The organism is Rahnella sp. EDr1-12, from assembly GCF_049206505.1.
GTDB lineage: Bacteria > Pseudomonadota > Gammaproteobacteria > Enterobacterales > Enterobacteriaceae > Rahnella > Rahnella rivi.
On record NZ_JBLZNY010000002.1, the window covers coordinates 39,715 to 59,428 of the forward strand.

Genomic DNA, 19,714 nt, shown 5'->3' on the forward strand with positions numbered 1-19,714 from the left:
AATCGCCTCATCCATGTCTGACTCCGCTCTCTCGGCCTCGCGCAAAAAAAAGCGACCGCTTTTAATGATTCTGCTTTTACTGGTGGCCCTTGGTGCTTGTGGTGCGGCGGGTTACGCCTGGTGGATGTTGCATAAACAGCAGTCAGCACCGGGTTCGCAGACCGCTGAAGTGAAAAAGAATGAGCCGCCGGTGCCGCCGATTTTCCTGGCGCTGGACACCTTCACCGTCAACCTGCAAACGCCGGATAACGATCCTGACCGTGTGCTTTACATCGGCCTGACCCTGCGTCTGCCGGATGAAAAAAACCGCGCCATCCTGAATGAGTATCTGCCTGAAGTCCGCAGCCGCTTGCTGCTGTTACTTTCACGCCAGAAAACGTCGGATTTAGTCAGTGAAACCGGCAAGCAGCAACTGGTGCAGGAAATCAAAGAAGTTCTGGACGTGCCACTGGTCAAAGGTCAGCCCCCACAGGCGATCAACGACGTGCTTTTCACTGCTTTCATACTGCGATAAACAAATTATGGGCGACAGCATTCTTTCACAGGCCGAGATCGACGCACTGCTCAACGGTGACAGCAGCGACAGCGCGGCTGAAACCACAAAAGCGAAAACGCTGGCGTCCGACGACGGCGTTAAACCTTTTGACCCCACGACTCAGCGCCGCGTTGTCCGCGAGCGTCTGCAGGCGCTGGAAATCATTAACGAGCGTTTTGCCCGTCATTTCCGTATGGGGCTATTTAACCTGTTGCGCCGCAGCCCGGACATCACTGTCGGGCCGATCAAAATTCAGCCTTATCACGATTTTGCCCGCAACCTGCCGGTACCGACCAACCTCAACCTGATCCACCTCAAACCCTTGCGCGGCACGGCCTTATTTGTGTTCGCCCCGAGCCTGGTGTTTATCGCGGTGGATAACCTGTTTGGCGGCGATGGCCGTTTCCCGACCAAAGTAGAAGGTCGTGAATTCACCCACACCGAACAGCGCGTGATTAAACGCATGCTGACCCTGGCGCTGGATGCTTATGAAGATGCCTGGAGCGGCGTTTACAAACTGAGCGTCGAGTACGTCCGTGCGGAATTGCAGATCAAATTCACCAACATCACCTCTTCCCCGAACGATATCGTGATCACGACGCCGTTCCACGTGGAAATCGGTGCGCTGAGCGGTGATTTCAACATCTGTATTCCTTTTAGCATGATTGAACCGATCCGTGAGTTGCTGACCAATCCGCCGGTCGAGAACTCCCGTCATGAAGAAAGCCAGTGGCGCGAAAATCTGGTGACCCAGGTTCAGCAGTCCGAACTGGAACTGGTGGCAAACTTCGTCGAAATTCCGCTGCGTTTATCTCAGATCCTGAAACTGCAACCGGGCGATGTGCTGCCGATTGAAAAGCCGGATCGCCTGATTGCCCACGTCGACGGCGTGCCGGTCCTGACCAGTAAATACGGCACCTTAAACGAACAATACGCTCTGCGCGTTGAACATTTGATCAACCCAATTTTAAATTCTCTAGATGAGGAACAGCCCCATGAGTGACACCAATAAACCGTCTGACGCCGGATCGGATAACGTTGACGATTTATGGGCTGATGCGTTTAACGAACAACAATCTGCGGGCAGCGCCAAAGCGTCAACCGAGGGTGTTTTCGCCGCGCTGGGCGCCCAGGAAGGAGCAGGCAGTTTGCAGGATATCGATATGATCCTCGATATTCCGGTCAAGCTGACCGTGGAGTTAGGCCGCACCAAGATGACCATCAAAGAGCTGCTGCGCCTGTCGCAGGGTTCCGTGGTTTCCCTTGACGGTCTGGCCGGTGAGCCGCTGGATATTCTGATCAACGGTTATCTGATTGCTCAGGGTGAAGTGGTGGTTGTGGCCGATAAATACGGCGTGCGCATCACCGATATCATCACGCCATCAGAACGTATGCGTCGTCTGAGCCGCTGATGAGCCAGACTGCCGCGACGGATTCCCCATACCTTTCCGGGGCGGTGACGCCCGCCACTGCCCATGCCTCCGCGCCGGTGGTGCCCGCCAGTTCCGTGCTGACGCAAGTCAGCTCCGTGCTCGGCGGGATTCTGCTGCTGATTCTGTTTATCGGCTGGGTGGCGAAACGGACCGGTCTGGCACCGCAGGCAAAAAATAACAAGCTGCTGAAAATCACGTCCAGCTGTCAGGTCGGGCGCAGTGAAAAAGTGGTGATTGTGGAAGTGGACAATACCTGGCTGGTGCTGGGCGTGACTGCCCACAACATCACACCGCTGCATACCCTGAGCGCGCCACCGGCTGATATCACGCCGGGCGCTGCTGCCGACAAGCCCGCTGATTTTCGTCAGCTGATGCAAAAAATGTTGAAACGTCCGGGAAAGCAGGCATGACCTTCTTGAGTTCCGTAGTTAACGCTGTCCGTCAGCGTCCTGTTCGCTTGCTTACCCGTTGTCTGCCGCTGCTGCTGCTCGCCAGCCCCGCCGCGTTTGCGCAATTACCGGGCATCATCAGCCAGCAAATGGCGAACGGTGCGCAAAACTGGTCATTGCCGATCCAGACGCTGGTCTTCATCACCACGCTGACCCTGCTGCCCGCGATGCTGCTGATGTGTACCAGCTTTACCCGCATTATCATCGTGCTGGGTTTACTGCGAAACGCCCTCGGCACGCCGTCTGCACCGCCGAACCAGGTTCTGCTCGGCCTCGGGCTGTTTCTGACCTTCTTCGTCATGGCGCCGGTTTTCGACAAGATTTACACCGACGCTTATCAGCCGTTCACTGAAAACAAAATCAGCATGCAGGATGCCATGGACAAAGGCGCTCAGCCGTTACGTGAATTCATGCTGCGCCAGACCCGTGAAAGTGACCTCGCGCTGTACGCCCGCCTCGCCAACCTGCCGCCACTGGCTGGCCCGGAAGCGGTGCCGATGCGTATTTTGTTACCGGCTTACGTCACCAGCGAACTGAAAACGGCTTTCCAGATTGGCTTCACGGTCTTTATCCCGTTCATGATTATCGATCTGGTGGTGGCCAGCGTGCTGATGGCGCTGGGGATGATGATGGTGCCGCCTGCAACTATCTCACTGCCCTTCAAACTGATGCTGTTCGTGCTGGTCGATGGCTGGCAGCTGCTGCTCGGATCGCTGGCGCAGAGTTTCTACAGTTAATTCATGCCGTTGCCTGATTTTATGGGCGTCAGCGTCGCCGTCAGTGCGGGCACTGCCGGCGGACAAAATGACACGTAAGCCCGCCCACGCAGGTTCACATTTAAAGAGAGATTTATGACTCCTGAATCGGTAATGGCGATTGGCAATGAAGCGATGAAAGTCGCACTTGCGGTCGCGGCCCCGCTGCTGCTGGCTGCGCTGGTCACCGGTCTTATCGTCAGCCTGTTGCAGGCGGCGACGCAAATCAACGAACAAACGCTGTCCTTCATTCCGAAGATCCTGGCGGTGGTGGCGACCATCGTCATCGCGGGTCCGTGGATGCTCAATCTGCTGCTTGATTACATGCGCACGCTGTTTTCCAGCCTGCCGTACATCATCGGTTAACCTATGGTTTCTTTTGACAGCACCCAGTTAGCCGGATGGCTGAGCATGTATTTCTGGCCGATGCTGCGCATTCTGGCGCTGATCAGCACCGCGCCGATCACCAGCGAAAAACAGGTGCCGAAAAAGGTTAAAATTGGCCTCGCGGCGATGATCACCTTTCTGATCGCCCCGGCTCTGCCGGTTGTCGACACCCCGATTTTCTCCACGCCTGCGCTGTGGCTGACCATGCAGCAAATCATGATTGGTACCGCGCTCGGCCTGACCATGCAGCTGGCGTTCGCCGCGATCCGCATGGCCGGTGAAATCATGGGCCTGCAAATGGGCATCTCCTTCGCCACGTTCTACGATCCCAGTAACCGCCTGAACTCTCCGCTGCTGGCACAATTTCTCAACCTGCTGGCGGTGCTGCTGTTTCTGAGTTTCAACGGTCATCTGTGGTTGATTTCCCTGCTGGCCGACAGTTTCCACACCTTGCCGATAAGCCCCAATCCGGTGAATGCTCAGGGCTACATGGCAGTTGCACAGGCGGGCAGCATTGTGTTCAGCGGCGGCCTGATGCTCGCCCTGCCAATTGTCACCCTGCTGCTGACACTCAACATGGCGCTCGGCATACTCAACCGCGTGGCGCCGCAGCTTTCCGTTTTCGTCATCGGTTTCCCGCTGACACTCAGCATCGGAATTCTCTCCATCGGTATGATGATGCCGCTGCTTGCGCCATTCAGTGAGCATTTGTTCAGTGAAGTGTTCGATAAACTGGTGCTAGTCATGAACCAGCTGGCGACCGGACGTTAATATGTATTTCGCGATGTCCGCGGGTGCTGAGGGTGTATTTATAAAGATTTGCAGCGTATATTCATGTGCCGGGTCATTTCGTGCCCATGGCTTACTTATTTAATTAATATTAAAAGAAAATACAGGGATCAATTTTCTATGACGACTGAAATGGAAAATGACTTCACCTCAACGAATAAAGCCCTGCACTTTTACCGTGATGATGAGATGGACACGCTTAAGCTCGGTAAATTTTTAACGTCCCTGAATGCCAGCATTAAAATGCCGCTCCTCAGAGCAGAAGACGTATTATTTTACTTTGATGATACGGTGTTTGGCAGTGGCGATCGCGGCGTTGTTATTACCCGGAGTGAAATGATTTGTGACTTAGGAAAAGCATACAAATGTTTCCGTCTTGAATTAAGCGATATAAAAGCCCTGTCGATAAGCGGCAGCCTGAATAAGACCATTAAAATTTTGACGCTTCATTCAGCACAGCATAAGTTTACCCTGACTCAGTCCAATAAAGGCGCTGAAAAGCTTTTCTATGTGTTGAACACGCTGATCCCGTAATCGAAATAAGCGCAACAGAGTCCTCCCTGTTGCGCTTATTTTATCTGACGTTACATCATGCAAACTGTTTCAACCTAATTCCCTTTCCCTTTCTCCACGTAATGCATGTCCCCGATTTTACCGACCGTAAACTTACCGTCTTTATACGTGATCACCGTGACGCTGGCGTTCTGTAATGGCGCACGCAGGTTTTCTTCAGGCGTCATCCCTTCGAGCATCGCCAGAATCGCCATGCCGTGAGAGACGATCAGCACATTGCCGCCGCCCTGTGCGCTGACTTTGCGGGCGATATCTGTCAGTGCGGCCTGCATACGCTGATGGACCTGCGCCGCGTTTTCGGTGGTATGCGACGGGTCAACCTCAGCCAGCGTATTCATCATGGTTTTCAGCGTCACCTGACCGTTATTCAGCGCCTGCGTCAGGGCGGCGAAATCTTTATAGCCGAGTTTTTTCGCTACCGGCTCCCACATCAGTAATTCATGCTCCCCTTCAAACGGGCCGAAGAAGGTTTCGCGCAGGCGCTGATCTTCGCTGACCGGCAGGGGTTGCCCGGCAGAAGCTAAGGCAATTTTTGCCGTCTGGCGCGCACGGCCAGCATCACTGGAAAAGGCTGCGGCAAAGTGAATGTCTTTCAGGCCACGGCCAAGTTGCTCTGCCACTTCCACCCCGGCGGAGGTCAGCGGCGTGTCTGACCAGCCCTGCGCCCGGTGCGCGGCGTTGAACAAGGTTTTACCATGACGGGTAACGTAAAAAGTCACTTCTCCCTTTTCACCGGCGGCCTGAACCTCAGGCGTCGCCGCCGACACCGTTACGCTGCTCAGGAACAGCGGCAGGCTGAAAGCCAGTAAAGAGAACAGCGTTTTCGTTAAGCTATTTTTCATAACAGCATCCTTATCGTTGAGGTTAATTAAAAGATTTTAAATTTGTAGTCCAGACGGAATTCCGCCGCAAAACTGTCAGTATTTTTAATATTGCCGTGGTGATCGACAATCGGTGCGGTGCCTTTATGTTCATACGTCCGGCCAGGGCCAATCAGGACGAAGAGAGACAAATCTTTCAGCTTTTTCGATGCCGGTTTCCAGACGGAATACAGGTTGAATTCCCCCTCCTGCACCGACTGCCCCTGATAATCGAAGAAACCGTAGTGGGTATTAATGCCGACTAACACCTCCGGAGTGAGGTTGTAACCAACGTCCAGCGACAGCACTTTTTCTTCGTCACGCATGTAATCGAGCCCCGCAGTGGTCATCGAGTTAAAGGTGCCGCGTGAATTTTTGCTCATGTGTCTCGGATACATGCCGATACCGCCGTCTTTATTGGCGTCGGTATACGCCAGCCCGCCTTTGGTGACCCAGCCGTTGTGTTTCCAGGTCACATCGGTGGCGTAGTGATTCGCACGGGTGTCGAAATCTTTTTTGCTGTTCGCCATGCTGTTCCATTTATCCAGCCCTTCGGTCATGTATATCTGCACGCCATAAGACAGCGCTTTATTTTGTGTTATTTTCAGCTCGAGGCCATTTCTGCGCAGATAATCTTCACTCTCGCCATAGAAATACAGCGCGGTCAGATTGTCGGTTTTGACCTGAATATCACCGGTATAAATGGCGTTTATCGACTTTGAATCGCTGGTCTGAAAATCCACTTTATCCGGTGAGTCACGGTTTGATGATCGGGTGACGTAACCCAGACGTAACCGGTAGGCGTCATAGGTAATATCCCCGCTCCAGCCCTGATACGTATTAGGCGCAGCACGCATCGATGTGGTTAATACGCCAAGTTTAAGCAGTTTCCAGCCGCCGTAGAGATTGGCATCCACTCCGCCTTCGGATAATTTTGCCTTGCCATAAATCTGACCAAGTTTATTGAAACCTTTCGCTTTACCTTCGTCGTTATACAAAATACCTCTCGACGCGAAATTATCGGCGGCGGCGAGTTTGATTACGCCATAATAAGAGGCATCGACACCGATAACGTCGGAGAGATATCCCGACGTGTAATCCAGTGACAGCCCCTGCCCCCATGCCGAGTGAACGTAGCGTTTATCCGTTTCGCCTTCATTCAGGTATTTCCAGATATTGTGCGTACCGAATTCCAGCGAACTTTTTTTGATAAAATCCGTTTCTGCAATATCGTCGATCCCGGCACATGCCAGTGCGGGAACACAGAGAAGCCCTAATGCCAGTGCCCGTGCGTGCTTTTCCATAGCCTGTTTTTCCATTGTGTCATAACCCGAGGTAGAGTGATTTTTCTGGGTGCATTTATGACAGGCAAAAAAAAACCTGAACAGAAATCCCCCGAGGCGCGCGAGATTTCAGTTCAGGTTTTGCCTGCTGATGCAGTAACAATCCGGAGGCAAACATAGCGGGTTTACGAAACTAAAAACATGAAGACAATCCGCTTTTACGGATTAAAAAAAGGATTTGTGAACTCAGTCATGATTATTCCCCCCGCGTTAAATCAATAACCTCTCTGCCGGTAACACGGAAGTAACCGATATATTTACACGTTCTTTTACCAGGGGCCGGGAATAACACCTGACGCTGTCAGGTTAATTACCGTGGAGCGTCATGACGAATTAATAACGTCATCACTTCATAGTGCGCGGTGTGCGGGAACATGTCGAAAAGCTGGACGCGTGCGATGCGGTATTCCGGCAGCAGCGCCAGATCTTTCGCCATCGTCTGCGCGTTGCAGCTGGAGTAAAGCACGGTGGCGGGCGCCATGCGGCTCAGGTAATCACACAAGGTTTTACCGATACCGCGACGCGGCGGGTTCACCAGCACCAGATCGGGCACCTCGCCCTTTCCGGTGGCGAAACCGGTGGAATCGAGCGCCTGAAACTCAACGTTTTGCAGCCCCAGCCGCGCCGCCGATTCTTTCGCGCAGGAAATGGCTTCAGCGCTGATTTCAATACCGGTCAGTTTCATCTGCGGCGTCGCGCAGTGCAGCCCGAAACCGCCCACACCGCAGAATAAATCCCACATGCTGGCGATATTACCGCGCTCGCGCACCCAGTCGCGCGCCGTGGCATAGAGTTTTTCGGCCACCTGCGGATTGGTCTGGAAGAAACTTTGCGGGCGGATAAACAGCGGCACCTGGTTGAAATCCTCTTCCAGCCGCTGAACGTCGGTCAGCGCAATTTCCGTATCGCCTTCGAGAATAGCCATGTGCACCGGCTGAAGATTGGCAGATATCACTTTCAGCTGCGGCAATTGCTGTTGCAGCCACGGCAGTGCGGCCCGCAGTTGCGCCAGTTTGGTGTCCGAGCGCAGAACAAAACGCAGCATCATGCCGCCGTCTTTCTGGCTTTCTGTCAGTAACAGGAATTTCAGTTCGCCGCGCTTACGGGCGACGTTATACGGCGTCAGCCCGGCGCGGGCGATAAAGGTTTTGAGAACGGAAAATACCGCCGGAAAACTGGCCGGATAAAGGGGGCAATCGCATAAATCGACCGGCGTGCCGTCGCGGTGCAGCATGCCCAGCAGCGGGCGTTCAACGCTGCCGCTGACCACCATTTTGGCTTTATTTCGAAAAGCGCGCTCTTCGCCGGTCACCGGTTCACACCATTCGCCCACCGGCAGCCCGCTCAGCAGATCGTGCAGATCTTGCTGTTTGTCAGCCAGCTGGCGGGAATAGGGTTTGTCGAGCCACTGGCAGGAACGGCAGGTTCCTGCGGTGTAGAGTGCGCAATGCATGAAAGAAGTCCGGTCATCAGATGCTGAAAAAAACTGGCGCGCAGTGTACCACCACGCGGCCCGAAAGGCTCACTGGCAGCCGGACTTATTTATTTTCAGCCTTACGTCTGGAAAAGTAGCGCCGGCTGCTGGCAGGCAGAAAGAGCAACAGCAGGATCGCCATATCGGGAATTTTTTGCTCCAGCAGCGCTAACAAGAATTCGCCCTGCGTTTCAACGTTAAAACGAAAGATACGTGGCCCGAACCAGTCAAATGACGCCAGCAACATATAGCTGACCACGATGGCCTGACAGCCGATAAACGCCCAGCGCCCCCAGCGGCGTGCACGCATCATGGCGTAAGCGGCACGGCATTCCACCAGAATAATCACCAGGCTGGCGAGCATGATGAAGCAATTGAGCCAGGATTCGGCGCTGACTTCGATAAAACTCATCAGCCCTGAAAAGCCCATGGCATCGAGTAACAGAATGAATTCCAGGCAGCGCGTCGCCACAATGGCCGACGCGCCTATCATTACCGGAACGGGGATAAAGGAGAGTCTCATACTTCCTTGTTGTTTCCTTTTCTTATGGTATTCAACTGCTAATCCCCTGAATCATGGGTGTTGCGTCAAGGCGGTAACCCGAAGAATGACGGGCGTTAACCTCGCGCAGCGCGCTGGATCTCCTTCACTCTCTGCTTTTCAGCCCGCGACATAAACCACCAGGCAATCATGCCGATGATGCCAACCACCAGCAGGATAAGCGTCGCCAGTGCGTTGATTTCAGGGTTGACGCCCATGCGCACGCTGGCAAAGACCAGCATCGGCAAGGTGGTCGCGCCCGGCCCGGCGACGAAACTGGCGATCACCAGATCGTCGAGCGAGAGCGTAAACGCCAGCAGCCAGCCGGAAATCAGCGCCGGAAGGATCATCGGTAAGGTGATGATGAAAAACACCTTCAGCGGCGTTGCTCCTAAATCCATCGCGGCCTCTTCGATTGAGCGGTCCAGCTCGCGCAAACGCGCAGACACCACCACGGCGACGTAAGCGCTACAAAACGTCACGTGCGCCAGCCAGATGGTGAACATGCCGCGCTCGGCGGGCCAGCCAAAGGCGTGCCCCATCGCCACAAACAGCAGCAACAGCGCCAGCCCGGTGATCACATCCGGCATAACCAGCGGTGCGGTCAGCATAAAAGCAAAGCCGGTCGAACCGCGAAAACGCCTGAAACGCACCATGACCACCGCCGCCAGTGTGCCGACAATCACCGCCATCGTGGCCGCGGCCGTGGCAATCGTCAGGCTCATGCCCACGGCGTTGATCATCGCGGTGTCATGGAAAAGCTGAGTATACCAGCGGGTAGACCAGCCCGCCCAGACCGTCACGAGCTTGGAGCTGTTGAACGAGTAAATAACCAGCATCAGCATCGGTGCGTACAAAAACGTAAAGCCGATGATCAGAATAAGAATTCGCCACGGCGAACGGACAACCGGTAACTTATTCATTCTTTGTCTCCCAGCTCTTTGTTTTGATATTTGTGGAACCACAGGATCGGCATGATCAGCAATAACAGCATGATCACCGCCACCGCAGAGGCCACCGGCCAGTCGCGGTTATTAAAGAATTCCTGCCACAAAATGCGGCCGATCATGATGCTGTCCGGCCCGCCAAGCAGTTCAGGGATCACGTACTCACCGACCGCCGGGATAAACACCAACATCGAACCGGCAATAATCCCGCCTTTGGTCAGCGGCATGATCACTTTAAAGAAGGTTTTCAGCGGACGCGCCCCCAGATCCAGTGACGCTTCCACCAGCGAGTAATCCATGCGGGTCAGCGCCGTGTATATCGGCAACACCATAAACGGCAGATAGGAATACACAATGCCGATGTACACCGCCAGATTGGTGTGCAGGATCACCAGCGGCTGATCGATAACATGCAGCCACATCAGCACGTTGTTCAGCACGCCGTTGTCTTTCAGAATGCCCATCCAGGCATACACGCGGATCAGGAACGACGTCCATGAGGGCAAGATCACCAGCAACAGCAGAATGTTGCGCGTCGAGACTTTACTGTGCGCCACCGCCCACGCCAGCGGGTAGCCAATCACCAGACATAGCGCCGTAGACACCGCCGCGACCTGAATGGATTGCAGATAAGCTTCGATATACAGCGGATCGTCGGTAAGCGAAATGTAATTGCCGATGTTGAGCGCGATATCCAGCATACCGTCCGAAAAGGTCACCAGATCGGTATACGGCGGAATGGCGCGCGCCATTTCGGCAAAACTGATTTTAAAGACAATCAGAAACGGCAGTAAAAACAGCAGCAGGAACCACACCAGCGGCAGCAGGATCACCAGCTTGCGGCCATGACGTTGTTGCAGACGGCCCATCAGCGCGTTAAAACCACCCGGAGGTTTACTGACCGGTTGTTCAGAGATTACAGACATATTCAGCCCCTCTTAAACGGTCAGCACGACGCAGCTGTCGGCTTCCCAGCACAGGCGCACTTCATCGCCCCAGGTTGGCATGCCTTTGCGGAAACGGTGGCCGTTCTGCAACTGCGCGGTAATCATCTGTCCGCTGTGTAATCTGACGTGATAAATCGACAGATCACCCAGATACGCGATGTTCACCACTTCGCCGACCGCAAAGTTGCTGCCATCTTCCGGCACCTCTTCACAGAGCATGATTTTTTCAGGACGCAGCGCCACATACACCGGCACGCCGTCGGTCACCGACACATCCACGTCCACTTTCAGCGGATGCACCAGCCCCGGAGAGGTCAGGATCAACGCATCGTCCAGACGCTCTTTGAGTACGCCTTCGAACACGTTGACCGAGCCGATAAACTCCGCGCTGAAACGGCTGGTCGGATGCTCATAAATCTCTTCCGGCTCGCCGATTTGCACGAACTTACCGCGGTTCATGATGGCGATTCGCCCGGCCATGGTCATGGCTTCTTCCTGATCGTGCGTGACCATGACGCAGGTCGCGCCCACGCGCTCAAGAATATCCACCACTTCCAGCTGCATCCGGTCGCGCAATTTTTTATCCAGCGCGCCCATCGGTTCATCGAGCAGTAATAATTTCGGACGCTTCGCCAGGCTGCGGGCCAGTGCCACGCGCTGACGCTGACCGCCGGAAAGCTGATGCGGCTTACGTTTGGCGAATTCCTGCATGTGTACCAGCGTCAGCATTTCTGCCACACGGCTTTTGATTTCCGCCGAGGGTAATTTGTCCTGCTTGAGCCCGAACGCAATGTTTTGTTCCACGGTCATGTGCGGGAACAATGCGTACGACTGGAACATCATGTTGATCGGTCGCTGATAAGGCGGCACCTGCGAGAGATCCACGCCATCCAGGACAATCTGACCCTGCGTCGGCTGCTCGAAACCGGCCAGCATGCGCAGCAGCGTCGATTTGCCACAGCCGGATGCGCCCAGCAGAGCAAAAATCTCGCCTTTGTAGATGGTCAGACTGACATCATCCACAGCGGCCTGACCGTCAAAAGACTTGGTTAAATTGCGGATCTCCAGTAAAGGCGTGAAACCTTTCTGGGACTTAGGCTGCGGGCGGGGAATAGCGTCGTTCACTCAGAGAAATCTCCGGTATCAGGATAAAGCAGATTCAAATAAGCATAACAGTCAGGGGAAAAAGTGCCTGACCGCTATGCCCAAAATAGGGCCGGAAGCAAAACGTCAGCGGCCCCGCCATGAACAGGCGGAGCCGCTGAGAAGTCTTCCTGACTTTTAAACGGTATTACTTGCCCGTCTTAACCTTTGTCCATGCTCTTGTGATCACGCGGTCAATCTTCGGATCCTGAACTTTCAGGCTGAAGAGTTTGGCCTGCACATCCGCTGGCGGATAAATGCCTGGGTTATTACGCACATCTTCGTTGACCAGCGGCGTGGCCGCTTTGTTGCCACTCGCGTAATACACGGTGTTACTGATTTGCGCGATGACTTTCGGCTCCATCAGGTAGTTGAGGAACTGATAGGCTTCGTCGAGATTTTTCGCATCCGCAGGGATTGCAAACACGTCGAAGAAGGCCAGCGCCCCCTCTTTCGGAATGCTGTACGCCACGTTCACGCCATTTTTAGCCTCTTTCGCGCGGTTAGACGCCTGCATCACATCACCAGCCCAGCCAATCGCCACACAAATGTCGCCGTTCGCCAGATCGTTAATGTATTGAGAAGAGTGGAAATAACGGATGTTAGGACGCAATTTCAGCAACAGATCGTTCGCCGCACCGGTGTAATCAGACGCTTTGGTGCTGTTCGGATCCAGATGCAGGTAATTGAGCACTGTGGCATAAATTTCTGCCGGAGCGTCTAAGAAGGAGACACCGCAGCTTTTCAGCTTCTCTAGGTTTTCTGGTTTGAGCACCAGATCCCAGCTGTCCACCGGCGCATCTTTACCCAGCACCGCTTTTACTTTTTCGACGTTATAACCGATACCGGTGGTCGCCCACAGGTAAGGAATCGCGTACTTGTTACCCGGATCGTGTTGCGCGACCATTTTCAACAAGTCTGGATCGAGGTTTTTATAGTTAGGCAGTTTGCTTTTATCCAGCGGCTGGAACACGCCCGCGGTCAGCTGGCGCTCAAGGAAACTGGCTGAAGGCACCACTAAATCAAAACCGGTGCTGCCTGCCATCAGTTTGCCTTCCAGCACTTCGTTGGAATCAAAGACGTCGTAAACCACTTTGATGCCGGTTTCCTTCTGGAAATCAGGCACGGTGTTTGGCGCGATATAATCGGACCAGTTATAGATATGCAGCGTTTTCTCTTCCGCAGACGCTGTGACGGACGCGGCCATTACCAGACCGGCGACAACACCCGATAACCACTTTTTACGCAGGGTGAACATCCGTTACTACCTCCAAGCCAGGGGAATATGTCATTGAATTTGCATCACTGAAATGGATACAAAACCCTTCACTACCAAGCCAACTGCCGGACACGAAAATATGCATAGGCATTCAATGTTGGCGAATACGCTGCCTGCGAATTAACCGTTTGGTTTTACGACGTAATCACGCTTGATGCAGAGTCAGAAGCATAGCGCCTGCAACCCGCGTGTACCAGCCTCCTGAGACAAAACCGGCGTTTATCGATTAATTATGCAAATTTGATGTACAGCGTCTGGCATTTTAGCCATTAACAAAGTGAAATATAGGGCAACATCGGGTAAACAGCAGCATAACTTATCGCGAAAGCGAATAAAGGCAGCGGAGCCGTGGTTGTTACGGCTCGCAGGAAAGGATCTTTAAAGGAGAGAAAAAATTAAAAAAGGGATCAGTGCAGTAACGGCAGATTGACCGACGTGGCAGGTGCGCCGTCTTCTTCTTCATCACCGATAAACAGCAAGTCATTGGCATGAGCTTCGAGAATGATCATCGACATCTGCTCTTCTGCCTGTTGCAGGAAGAAGGAGAACTGCTCATGGGTCACGCCTACTGCGATAGTCAGCGACTGACAAACAATCAGCTTCGGTAAATTATCGTCCTGAATATCCACGAAGGCTTTGATGGTCAGCGAGCTGGCATTGATCGAGCTTAAATCAGCCACCAGCGGGATCAGCGCCGTCGGCTTCACTTCGGCCAGCGCCGAGAACAAAATCACGTTGTCCACAATGTCGAGCTTGGCATCAAAAATGCCATCGAAATTCTGCATATGCGGCAGATGGAGAGCCTGACAGGAATCACACTCGAAAAAAGAAATGCCCAGCTGATCAAGCCAGCGCCGCAACAGCGCTAAATCAGGGACGATGAGCGAATCCATAGAATGCCTCACGAGTTCAACAACGAAAATAACCCTTCCGTAATGCGCAGGGCCTTACGAAGGGGCGATAGCTTACGGAATTATGCCGGCCAGCGCTACGATCAAAACCGCCTTGATCAACATTAGGCCGATCAATTGAGAATTAGCCGCCGGATTTTAAGCGAAAACCCGGTTTTGCGCGCTGTTCGATGTAATCGATCATCATCCCGGCGATGTCCAGACCGGTGGTCGTCTCGATACCTTCCAGCCCCGGTGATGCGTTGACTTCCATCACCAGCGGCCCGCGATGTGCCCGCAGAATATCCACCCCGGCGATATCCAGCCCCAGCGTCTGCGCGGCTTTCACCGCAATGTCTTTCTCCTGCGGGGTAATTTTGACTTTTTTCGCCGTGCCGCCGCGATGAAGATTGGAACGGAAATCACCCGGTTTGGCCTGACGCTCAATGGCCGCGACCACGCGCTTTCCCACGACCAGACAACGAATGTCCCGCCCTTCTGCTTCGCGGATATATTCCTGTACCAGAATATGCGCATTCAGCCCGCGAAACGCGTCAATCACGCTTTCTGCTGCCTGACGGGTTTCCGCCAGCACCACGCCGATCCCCTGCGTGCCTTCCACCAGTTTCACCACCAGCGGCGCACCGCCGACCAGCGCGATGAGATCTGAGGTGTCGTCCGGTGCATTGGCAAAGCCGGTGATCGGCAGATCAATGCCTTCGCGCGCGAGGATCTGCATTGAGCGCAATTTGTCGCGCGCCCGGGTGATCGCCACCGATTCATTGAGCGGAAAACTGCCGAGCATTTCAAACTGGCGCAGCACGGCGGTGCCGTAGAAGGTGATCGCCGAGCCGATGCGCGGGATGACGGCCTGGTAAATATCGAGCTGCCGTCCGCGATAATGCACACTGGGCGCGGCGGGATTAATGTTCATATAACAAGACAAAGGATCGATGATGTCGATCTCATGCCCCCTGCTCTGCGCCGCTTCCCGCAGGCGTTTGCACGAATACAAAGACCCGTCACGGGAAAGAATAGCAATCTTCATCCGACACTCCGTCGCCGTTTAGCGCGTTGCCCAACCTTGCTTATGCAATGCGTCCAGCATAAACGGACGCTGTTCCTTTTTCAGGGTACGAACGATCAAATCACTCCAGGTATCACGGCGTGCATTGCTGTCACGCTGCAAATAATACTGACTCAGCGCTTCGTCATATTCCGCCAGCACCTCTTTGTCCAGCGGCTGATAGCTGTTTTCATGCACCAGCATAGACTGCGGCATACGTGGCTTCACCTGATGATCCTGCGCCGGTGTACCGATGCAAAAACCAAACAGCGGCATGACAAATTTAGGCAGTTTCAGCAGCGCCACAACGTCTTCAACCTGATTACGAATGCCGCCGATAAACACGCCGCCCAGCCCGAGTGACTCAGCCGCCGTCATCGCATTTTGCGCCATCAGCGCGGTATCCACACACCCCAGCAGCAGTTGCTCGGCAAGGCCGAGCTCAGCCTGCGGATTGATTTGCTGGTTACGGTTGAAATCAGCGCAGAACACCCAAAATTCAGCAGCGCTGGCAACGTATTTCTGACCGCCGGTATAGCCCACCAGCTTTTCACGAAGTACCGGATCAGTGATACGAATAATTGAAGAGCACTGCAAAAAGCTGGATGTCGATGCGCCCTGTGCTGCCGCAATGATGGCTTCACGCTGTTCATCTGACACTGGCTGATCGGTAAAAGCACGGATGGAACGGTGGGAACGCAGGAGATCGATAGTCGGTGTCATGAAAAATCCTTGGACTGAAAAATAAAATACATCAGCGCTCAATGATTGATGCTGCGCACGCCCTTTGCAAGTGTGGCGGCATCAATTGCTTTAACAATGTGCTGCCGTAAAAAATGGCTTTCTGTTCATTTGGATAGGTCAAAGGTATCGGACTGACAGGTAATTCCTGCTTTTTTTTATGGTTTGCAACAGGCATAGTAGCGACATCAAAAAGGTGATGTAGTTAACAAAACGAATCGTTTCCTTTTCATTCATTTTTAAAATCAAACAAAGGAGTCTCCATGTTTGCAGTAATTTTCGGGCGTCCTGGCTGTCCTTATTGTGTCCGTGCAAAAGAGTTGGCTGAAAAACTGACTGAAGAACGTGATGATTTCAACTTCCGCTACATCGACATCCATGCTGAAGGCATCACCAAAGCCGATCTGGAAAAAACTGTCGGCAAACCGGTTGAAACGGTTCCACAGATCTTCCTCGACCAGCAACACATTGGCGGCTTCACTGATTTCGAAGCTTATGCGAAAGAGCATCTGGCATTGTTCAGCAACTGATCCGGCGTTAACAGACGTTCAGTCAAAAAAAATAAGATGACACACAGCATAAAGGCGCTCTCTGAGCGCCTTTTCTTTTGGCTTTTGGCTTTTGCTTATCGCCCGTTCAGGAATGTCTGAACTGGCGGTAAGCCGTCATCAGCAAATGGATCAACATCGCACCCAGCACGCACCAGAAAATGGCGCTGGTGGCATAAGCCAGCTCCTGCACCGGCGGGCGTATGCGGGGGAAGAACGCCCAGCGAAGCAGAAAACATAAAGGTATAGAAGTCAGTCCGCCGACAAAAGACGAGAATATCGGCGACTCCCTGGCGATCATTGCCGTTAACATGCCGGGCAGCAAAAATAAAAGCAGGCCGTATTCAGGACCAGGCCCGGTGTTTCTGACCACGATCCAGCTATTTTTTAAAGAAATAAAAATCACGATAAAACAGAGACAACACAGAACCGGGGCTCTGACCTTGCGCCAAAGTGCCATTTTACTTCCTCCATAAAGTTGGCGAGTTTTCACAGGCTTTGATGAATTGCATTTGATGCGGTTTTTTACCTGACAGAGCCTTCTGGCTCACTTCCCTGACGCGCCACGCAATCCCGCGTAACACAAATTAGGCGTTTACTTCATTTTATCCGGGCTTTTCTCTGGCTGAAGAGACGTTCTATGATTAAAATGACGCCCGAACCCTGCTTTTCCCCGTCGTCTGCACTGCGCACACGCGGAGTAAACACGCAGGAATGTTCTCTTTCTGAATTTATCCTTTACATTCTCCCATATCAAGAATTTGTTGGTAAACAATAAGTTATCCTTGTGAATATAAACGTCGCTAGTTTGTTAAACGGGAATTACATCCTGTTATTATTTGTAGTTTTGGCGCTCGGTCTGTGCCTCGGAAAAGTGCGTCTGGGCTCCGTTCAGCTGGGAAATTCTATTGGCGTATTAGTGGTTTCCCTGCTTTTAGGTCAGCAGCATTTCAGCATTAACACCGAAGCGCTCAATCTTGGTTTTATGCTGTTTATTTTCTGCGTGGGCGTCGAAGCCGGACCCAACTTTTTTTCGATTTTCTTTCGCGACGGCAAAAATTATTTCATGCTGGCGCTGGTAATGGTCGGCACCGCGATGCTGCTTGCGCTCGGCCTTGGACGGTTGTTTGGCTGGGACATCGGCCTTACCGCCGGTATGCTCGCCGGCTCCATGACCTCCACGCCGGTGCTGGTGGGTGCGGGAGACACGCTGCGCAATACCATGGGCGGCAACAAAATGCTCGGCCCGGAACTCGACAATCTGAGCCTTGGCTATGCACTGACCTATCTCATCGGGCTGGTCAGCCTGATTTTCGGCGCACGTTATCTGCCAAAACTGCAACATCAGGATTTACCGACCAGCGCGCAGCAAATCGCCCGCGAACGCGGTCTGGATACTGACAGCAAACGCAAAGTGTATTTACCGGTAATCCGTGCCTATCGCGTCGGGCAGGAGCTGGTGGCCTGGGCGGATGGCAAAAATCTGCGTGAACTGGGGATCTACCGCCAGACCGGTTGCTACATCGAGCGTATCCGTCGTAACGGGATTTTGGCGACACCTGACGGCGACGCGGTATTGCAGGTCGGCGATGAAATCTCACTGGTCGGCTACCCTGACGCGCATTCCCGGCTCGATCCGAGTTTCAGAAACGGCAAAGAAGTCTTCGACCGCGATCTGCTGGATATGCGCATCGTGACCGAAGAAGTGGTGGTGAAAAATAACCACGCGGTCGGTAAACGCCTCAGTCAGCTCAATCTGACCGATCAGGGCTGTTTCCTGAACCGCGTCATCCGCAGCCAGATAGAAATGCCGATAGACGACAGCATTGTGCTTAACAAGGGTGACGTGTTGCAGGTCAGCGGCGATGCGCGCCGTGTGAAGAGTGTGGCAGACCGCATCGGGTTTATCTCGGTACACAGTCAGGTCACAGATTTGCTGGCCTTCTGTGCATTCTTTATTGTCGGCCTGATGATTGGCCTGATCACTTTCCAGTTTAAGAACTTCACCTTCGGTATCGGTAACGCGGCAGGTCTGCTGTTCGCCGGGATCCTGCTCGGCTTCCTGCGCGCCAACCACCCGACTTTCGGCTACATCCCGCAGGGGGCGCTGAACATGGTGAAAGAGTTTGGCCTGATGGTGTTTATGGCAGGCGTCGGCCTGAGCGCAGGCGCGGGCATCAACAACGGTCTGGGGGCTATCGGCGGGCAGATGCTGGTTTCGGGGCTGATCGTCAGCCTGGTACCGGTGATTATCTGCTTTATCTTTGGTGCGTATGTTCTGCGCATGAACCGCGCATTGCTGTTCGGCGCAATCATGGGTGCGCGAACCTGTGCGCCTGCGATGGAAATCATCAGCGACACCGCCCGCAGCAACATTCCTGCACTGGGTTACGCCGGAACCTATGCTATCGCTAACGTATTACTGACGCTGGCCGGGACACTGATTGTCATCATCTGGCCGGGGGCGTGACGTAAGTTATTGATGCGTAATGTGGAAAAAGAAAATCAATAATTTTTTTAAAATTTTGCCACATGAAACGAACTTTTATAGTGGGAAGCAGTCTTAATTAGTGCCACTGCTTTTCTTTGAAGTCCCCAAATTTGGAGAGCCCGTCAATCCCGCCTCGTTAGGTTCAAGATTGATGGGTTTTTTCTTTTCTGCTTTAAAATCATTCATTAACCATCAGATAGCGCCCCACTTCGTTGCCCTGGGGAGAGGAAAACTTCGCCTTTCAGGCGTTTCTATGACGGCCCGTCGCTCAGTCATACCCCTCTTTTACCATTGAGATAAGCCACACCCTCTTTCCTCCCTACCGGCCAGATTGGATACACTGGAATACCCTGCTGTCCAAAATCCTTTTTCATGTTGAGGCTTACAACTCTCGTCATGAAATAGATCTCCGCGCTGCAAATTTTCAACGAACGAATAAAATCCGTCTTTGGCAGCTTCTGCTCTGTCATCAATAAATCTACACAGCGCTGTGTGCGACTAACGCGGGTTAGTGTAGGCAACA

General features: G+C 53.3%; 21 protein-coding genes and 1 pseudogene. 10 read left to right on the plus strand and 12 right to left on the minus strand.

From position 1 onward, the window contains the following. The first annotated feature begins 13 nt into the window (after positions 1-13). From fliL to ACO0U8_RS09705, 8 genes are all read left to right on the plus strand, one after another. The gene (gene fliL, locus ACO0U8_RS09670) at positions 14-514 is read left to right on the plus strand and encodes a flagellar basal body-associated protein FliL (RefSeq protein ID WP_421670706.1); all 501 of its coding nucleotides are present in this window, start codon (positions 14-16) and stop codon (positions 512-514) included. A gap of 7 nt (positions 515-521) precedes the next feature. After that, positions 522-1,538 (plus strand): flagellar motor switch protein FliM, encoded by a 1,017-nt coding sequence (fliM, locus tag ACO0U8_RS09675; protein WP_056769874.1) that lies wholly within the window; start codon positions 522-524, stop codon positions 1,536-1,538. Next, positions 1,531-1,947 carry a flagellar motor switch protein FliN gene (fliN, locus tag ACO0U8_RS09680; RefSeq protein ID WP_056769872.1) on the plus strand — a complete coding sequence of 139 codons (417 nt, stop codon included), beginning with the start codon at positions 1,531-1,533 and terminating at the stop codon, positions 1,945-1,947. The genes fliM and fliN overlap by 8 nt, the downstream gene beginning before the upstream one ends. Beyond that, positions 1,947-2,378, plus strand: coding sequence for a flagellar biosynthetic protein FliO (gene fliO / locus ACO0U8_RS09685; protein WP_056769871.1), 432 nt, complete (start codon positions 1,947-1,949; stop codon positions 2,376-2,378). Before fliN ends, fliO begins: the two co-directional genes overlap by 1 nt. Next, on the plus strand, positions 2,375-3,154 hold the full coding sequence (fliP, locus tag ACO0U8_RS09690) for a flagellar type III secretion system pore protein FliP (protein WP_056769869.1): 780 nt from the start codon (positions 2,375-2,377) through the stop codon (positions 3,152-3,154). Before fliO ends, fliP begins: the two co-directional genes overlap by 4 nt. 114 nt (positions 3,155-3,268) lie before the next feature. Continuing rightward, positions 3,269-3,538 carry a flagellar biosynthesis protein FliQ gene (gene fliQ, locus ACO0U8_RS09695; protein WP_056769862.1) on the plus strand — a complete coding sequence of 90 codons (270 nt, stop codon included), beginning with the start codon at positions 3,269-3,271 and terminating at the stop codon, positions 3,536-3,538. A gap of 3 nt (positions 3,539-3,541) precedes the next feature. Next, positions 3,542-4,330: a flagellar biosynthetic protein FliR gene (gene fliR / locus ACO0U8_RS09700; protein WP_421670707.1), complete on the plus strand. Its 789-nt coding sequence runs from the start codon at positions 3,542-3,544 to the stop codon at positions 4,328-4,330. A gap of 138 nt (positions 4,331-4,468) precedes the next feature. Beyond that, the gene (locus ACO0U8_RS09705) at positions 4,469-4,882 is read left to right on the plus strand and encodes a hypothetical protein (protein WP_421670708.1); all 414 of its coding nucleotides are present in this window, start codon (positions 4,469-4,471) and stop codon (positions 4,880-4,882) included. 74 nt (positions 4,883-4,956) lie between these two features. Here ACO0U8_RS09705 and ACO0U8_RS09710 read toward each other — a convergent pair whose 3' ends face one another. The 11 genes and pseudogenes from ACO0U8_RS09710 to nfsA all read right to left on the minus strand — a co-directional run bounded on the left by ACO0U8_RS09710 (position 4,957) and on the right by nfsA (position 16,134). Continuing rightward, positions 4,957-5,763 (minus strand): histidine phosphatase family protein, encoded by an 807-nt coding sequence (locus ACO0U8_RS09710; protein ID WP_421670709.1) that lies wholly within the window; start codon positions 5,761-5,763, stop codon positions 4,957-4,959. Positions 5,764-5,789: 26 nt separating this feature from the next. Further along, the gene (locus tag ACO0U8_RS09715) at positions 5,790-7,085 is read right to left on the minus strand and encodes an OprD family outer membrane porin (RefSeq protein WP_072158046.1); all 1,296 of its coding nucleotides are present in this window, start codon (positions 7,083-7,085) and stop codon (positions 5,790-5,792) included. A gap of 349 nt (positions 7,086-7,434) precedes the next feature. Beyond that, positions 7,435-8,592, minus strand: a pseudogene (rlmC, locus tag ACO0U8_RS09720) (23S rRNA (uracil(747)-C(5))-methyltransferase RlmC); the annotation flags it as partial. Between the two features lie 70 nt (positions 8,593-8,662). Then, positions 8,663-9,121: a YbjO family protein gene (locus tag ACO0U8_RS09725; RefSeq protein WP_056769846.1), complete on the minus strand. Its 459-nt coding sequence runs from the start codon at positions 9,119-9,121 to the stop codon at positions 8,663-8,665. A gap of 95 nt (positions 9,122-9,216) precedes the next feature. Further along, the gene (gene potI / locus ACO0U8_RS09730; protein WP_056769843.1) at positions 9,217-10,062 is read right to left on the minus strand and encodes a putrescine ABC transporter permease PotI; all 846 of its coding nucleotides are present in this window, start codon (positions 10,060-10,062) and stop codon (positions 9,217-9,219) included. Next, complete coding sequence (potH, locus tag ACO0U8_RS09735) at positions 10,059-11,012, minus strand: putrescine ABC transporter permease PotH (protein ID WP_056769840.1); 954 nt, start codon at positions 11,010-11,012, stop codon at positions 10,059-10,061. Before potH ends, potI begins: the two co-directional genes overlap by 4 nt. A 12-nt stretch (positions 11,013-11,024) precedes the next feature. Continuing rightward, complete coding sequence (gene potG / locus ACO0U8_RS09740) at positions 11,025-12,158, minus strand: putrescine ABC transporter ATP-binding subunit PotG (protein ID WP_056769838.1); 1,134 nt, start codon at positions 12,156-12,158, stop codon at positions 11,025-11,027. 166 nt (positions 12,159-12,324) lie between these two features. After that, positions 12,325-13,434 carry a spermidine/putrescine ABC transporter substrate-binding protein PotF gene (gene potF, locus ACO0U8_RS09745; protein ID WP_421670710.1) on the minus strand — a complete coding sequence of 370 codons (1,110 nt, stop codon included), beginning with the start codon at positions 13,432-13,434 and terminating at the stop codon, positions 12,325-12,327. A gap of 428 nt (positions 13,435-13,862) precedes the next feature. After that, positions 13,863-14,348, minus strand: coding sequence for a YbjN domain-containing protein (locus ACO0U8_RS09750; protein ID WP_056769832.1), 486 nt, complete (start codon positions 14,346-14,348; stop codon positions 13,863-13,865). 142 nt (positions 14,349-14,490) lie between these two features. After that, a complete protein-coding gene (rimK, locus tag ACO0U8_RS09755; RefSeq protein ID WP_390972336.1) occupies positions 14,491-15,393 on the minus strand; it encodes a 30S ribosomal protein S6--L-glutamate ligase in 903 nt (300 codons plus the stop codon). Between the two features lie 18 nt (positions 15,394-15,411). Continuing rightward, positions 15,412-16,134 (minus strand): oxygen-insensitive NADPH nitroreductase, encoded by a 723-nt coding sequence (nfsA, locus tag ACO0U8_RS09760; protein WP_421670711.1) that lies wholly within the window; start codon positions 16,132-16,134, stop codon positions 15,412-15,414. A 281-nt stretch (positions 16,135-16,415) separates the two neighbouring features. Here nfsA and ACO0U8_RS09765 point away from each other — a divergent pair, with 281 nt between their 5' ends. Continuing rightward, on the plus strand, positions 16,416-16,682 hold the full coding sequence (locus ACO0U8_RS09765; RefSeq protein WP_056769821.1) for a GrxA family glutaredoxin: 267 nt from the start codon (positions 16,416-16,418) through the stop codon (positions 16,680-16,682). Between the two features lie 106 nt (positions 16,683-16,788). On the opposite strand, the gene ybjM is transcribed toward ACO0U8_RS09765, so the two are convergent. Next, entirely contained in the window at positions 16,789-17,160 is a 372-nt protein-coding gene (ybjM, locus tag ACO0U8_RS09770; protein ID WP_056769819.1) for an inner membrane protein YbjM, read from the minus strand. Between the two features lie 327 nt (positions 17,161-17,487). Between ybjM and ACO0U8_RS09775 the strand changes: the two genes are divergently transcribed. Then, a complete protein-coding gene (locus ACO0U8_RS09775; protein WP_056769816.1) occupies positions 17,488-19,170 on the plus strand; it encodes an aspartate:alanine antiporter in 1,683 nt (560 codons plus the stop codon). Positions 19,171-19,714 lie beyond the last annotated feature (544 nt).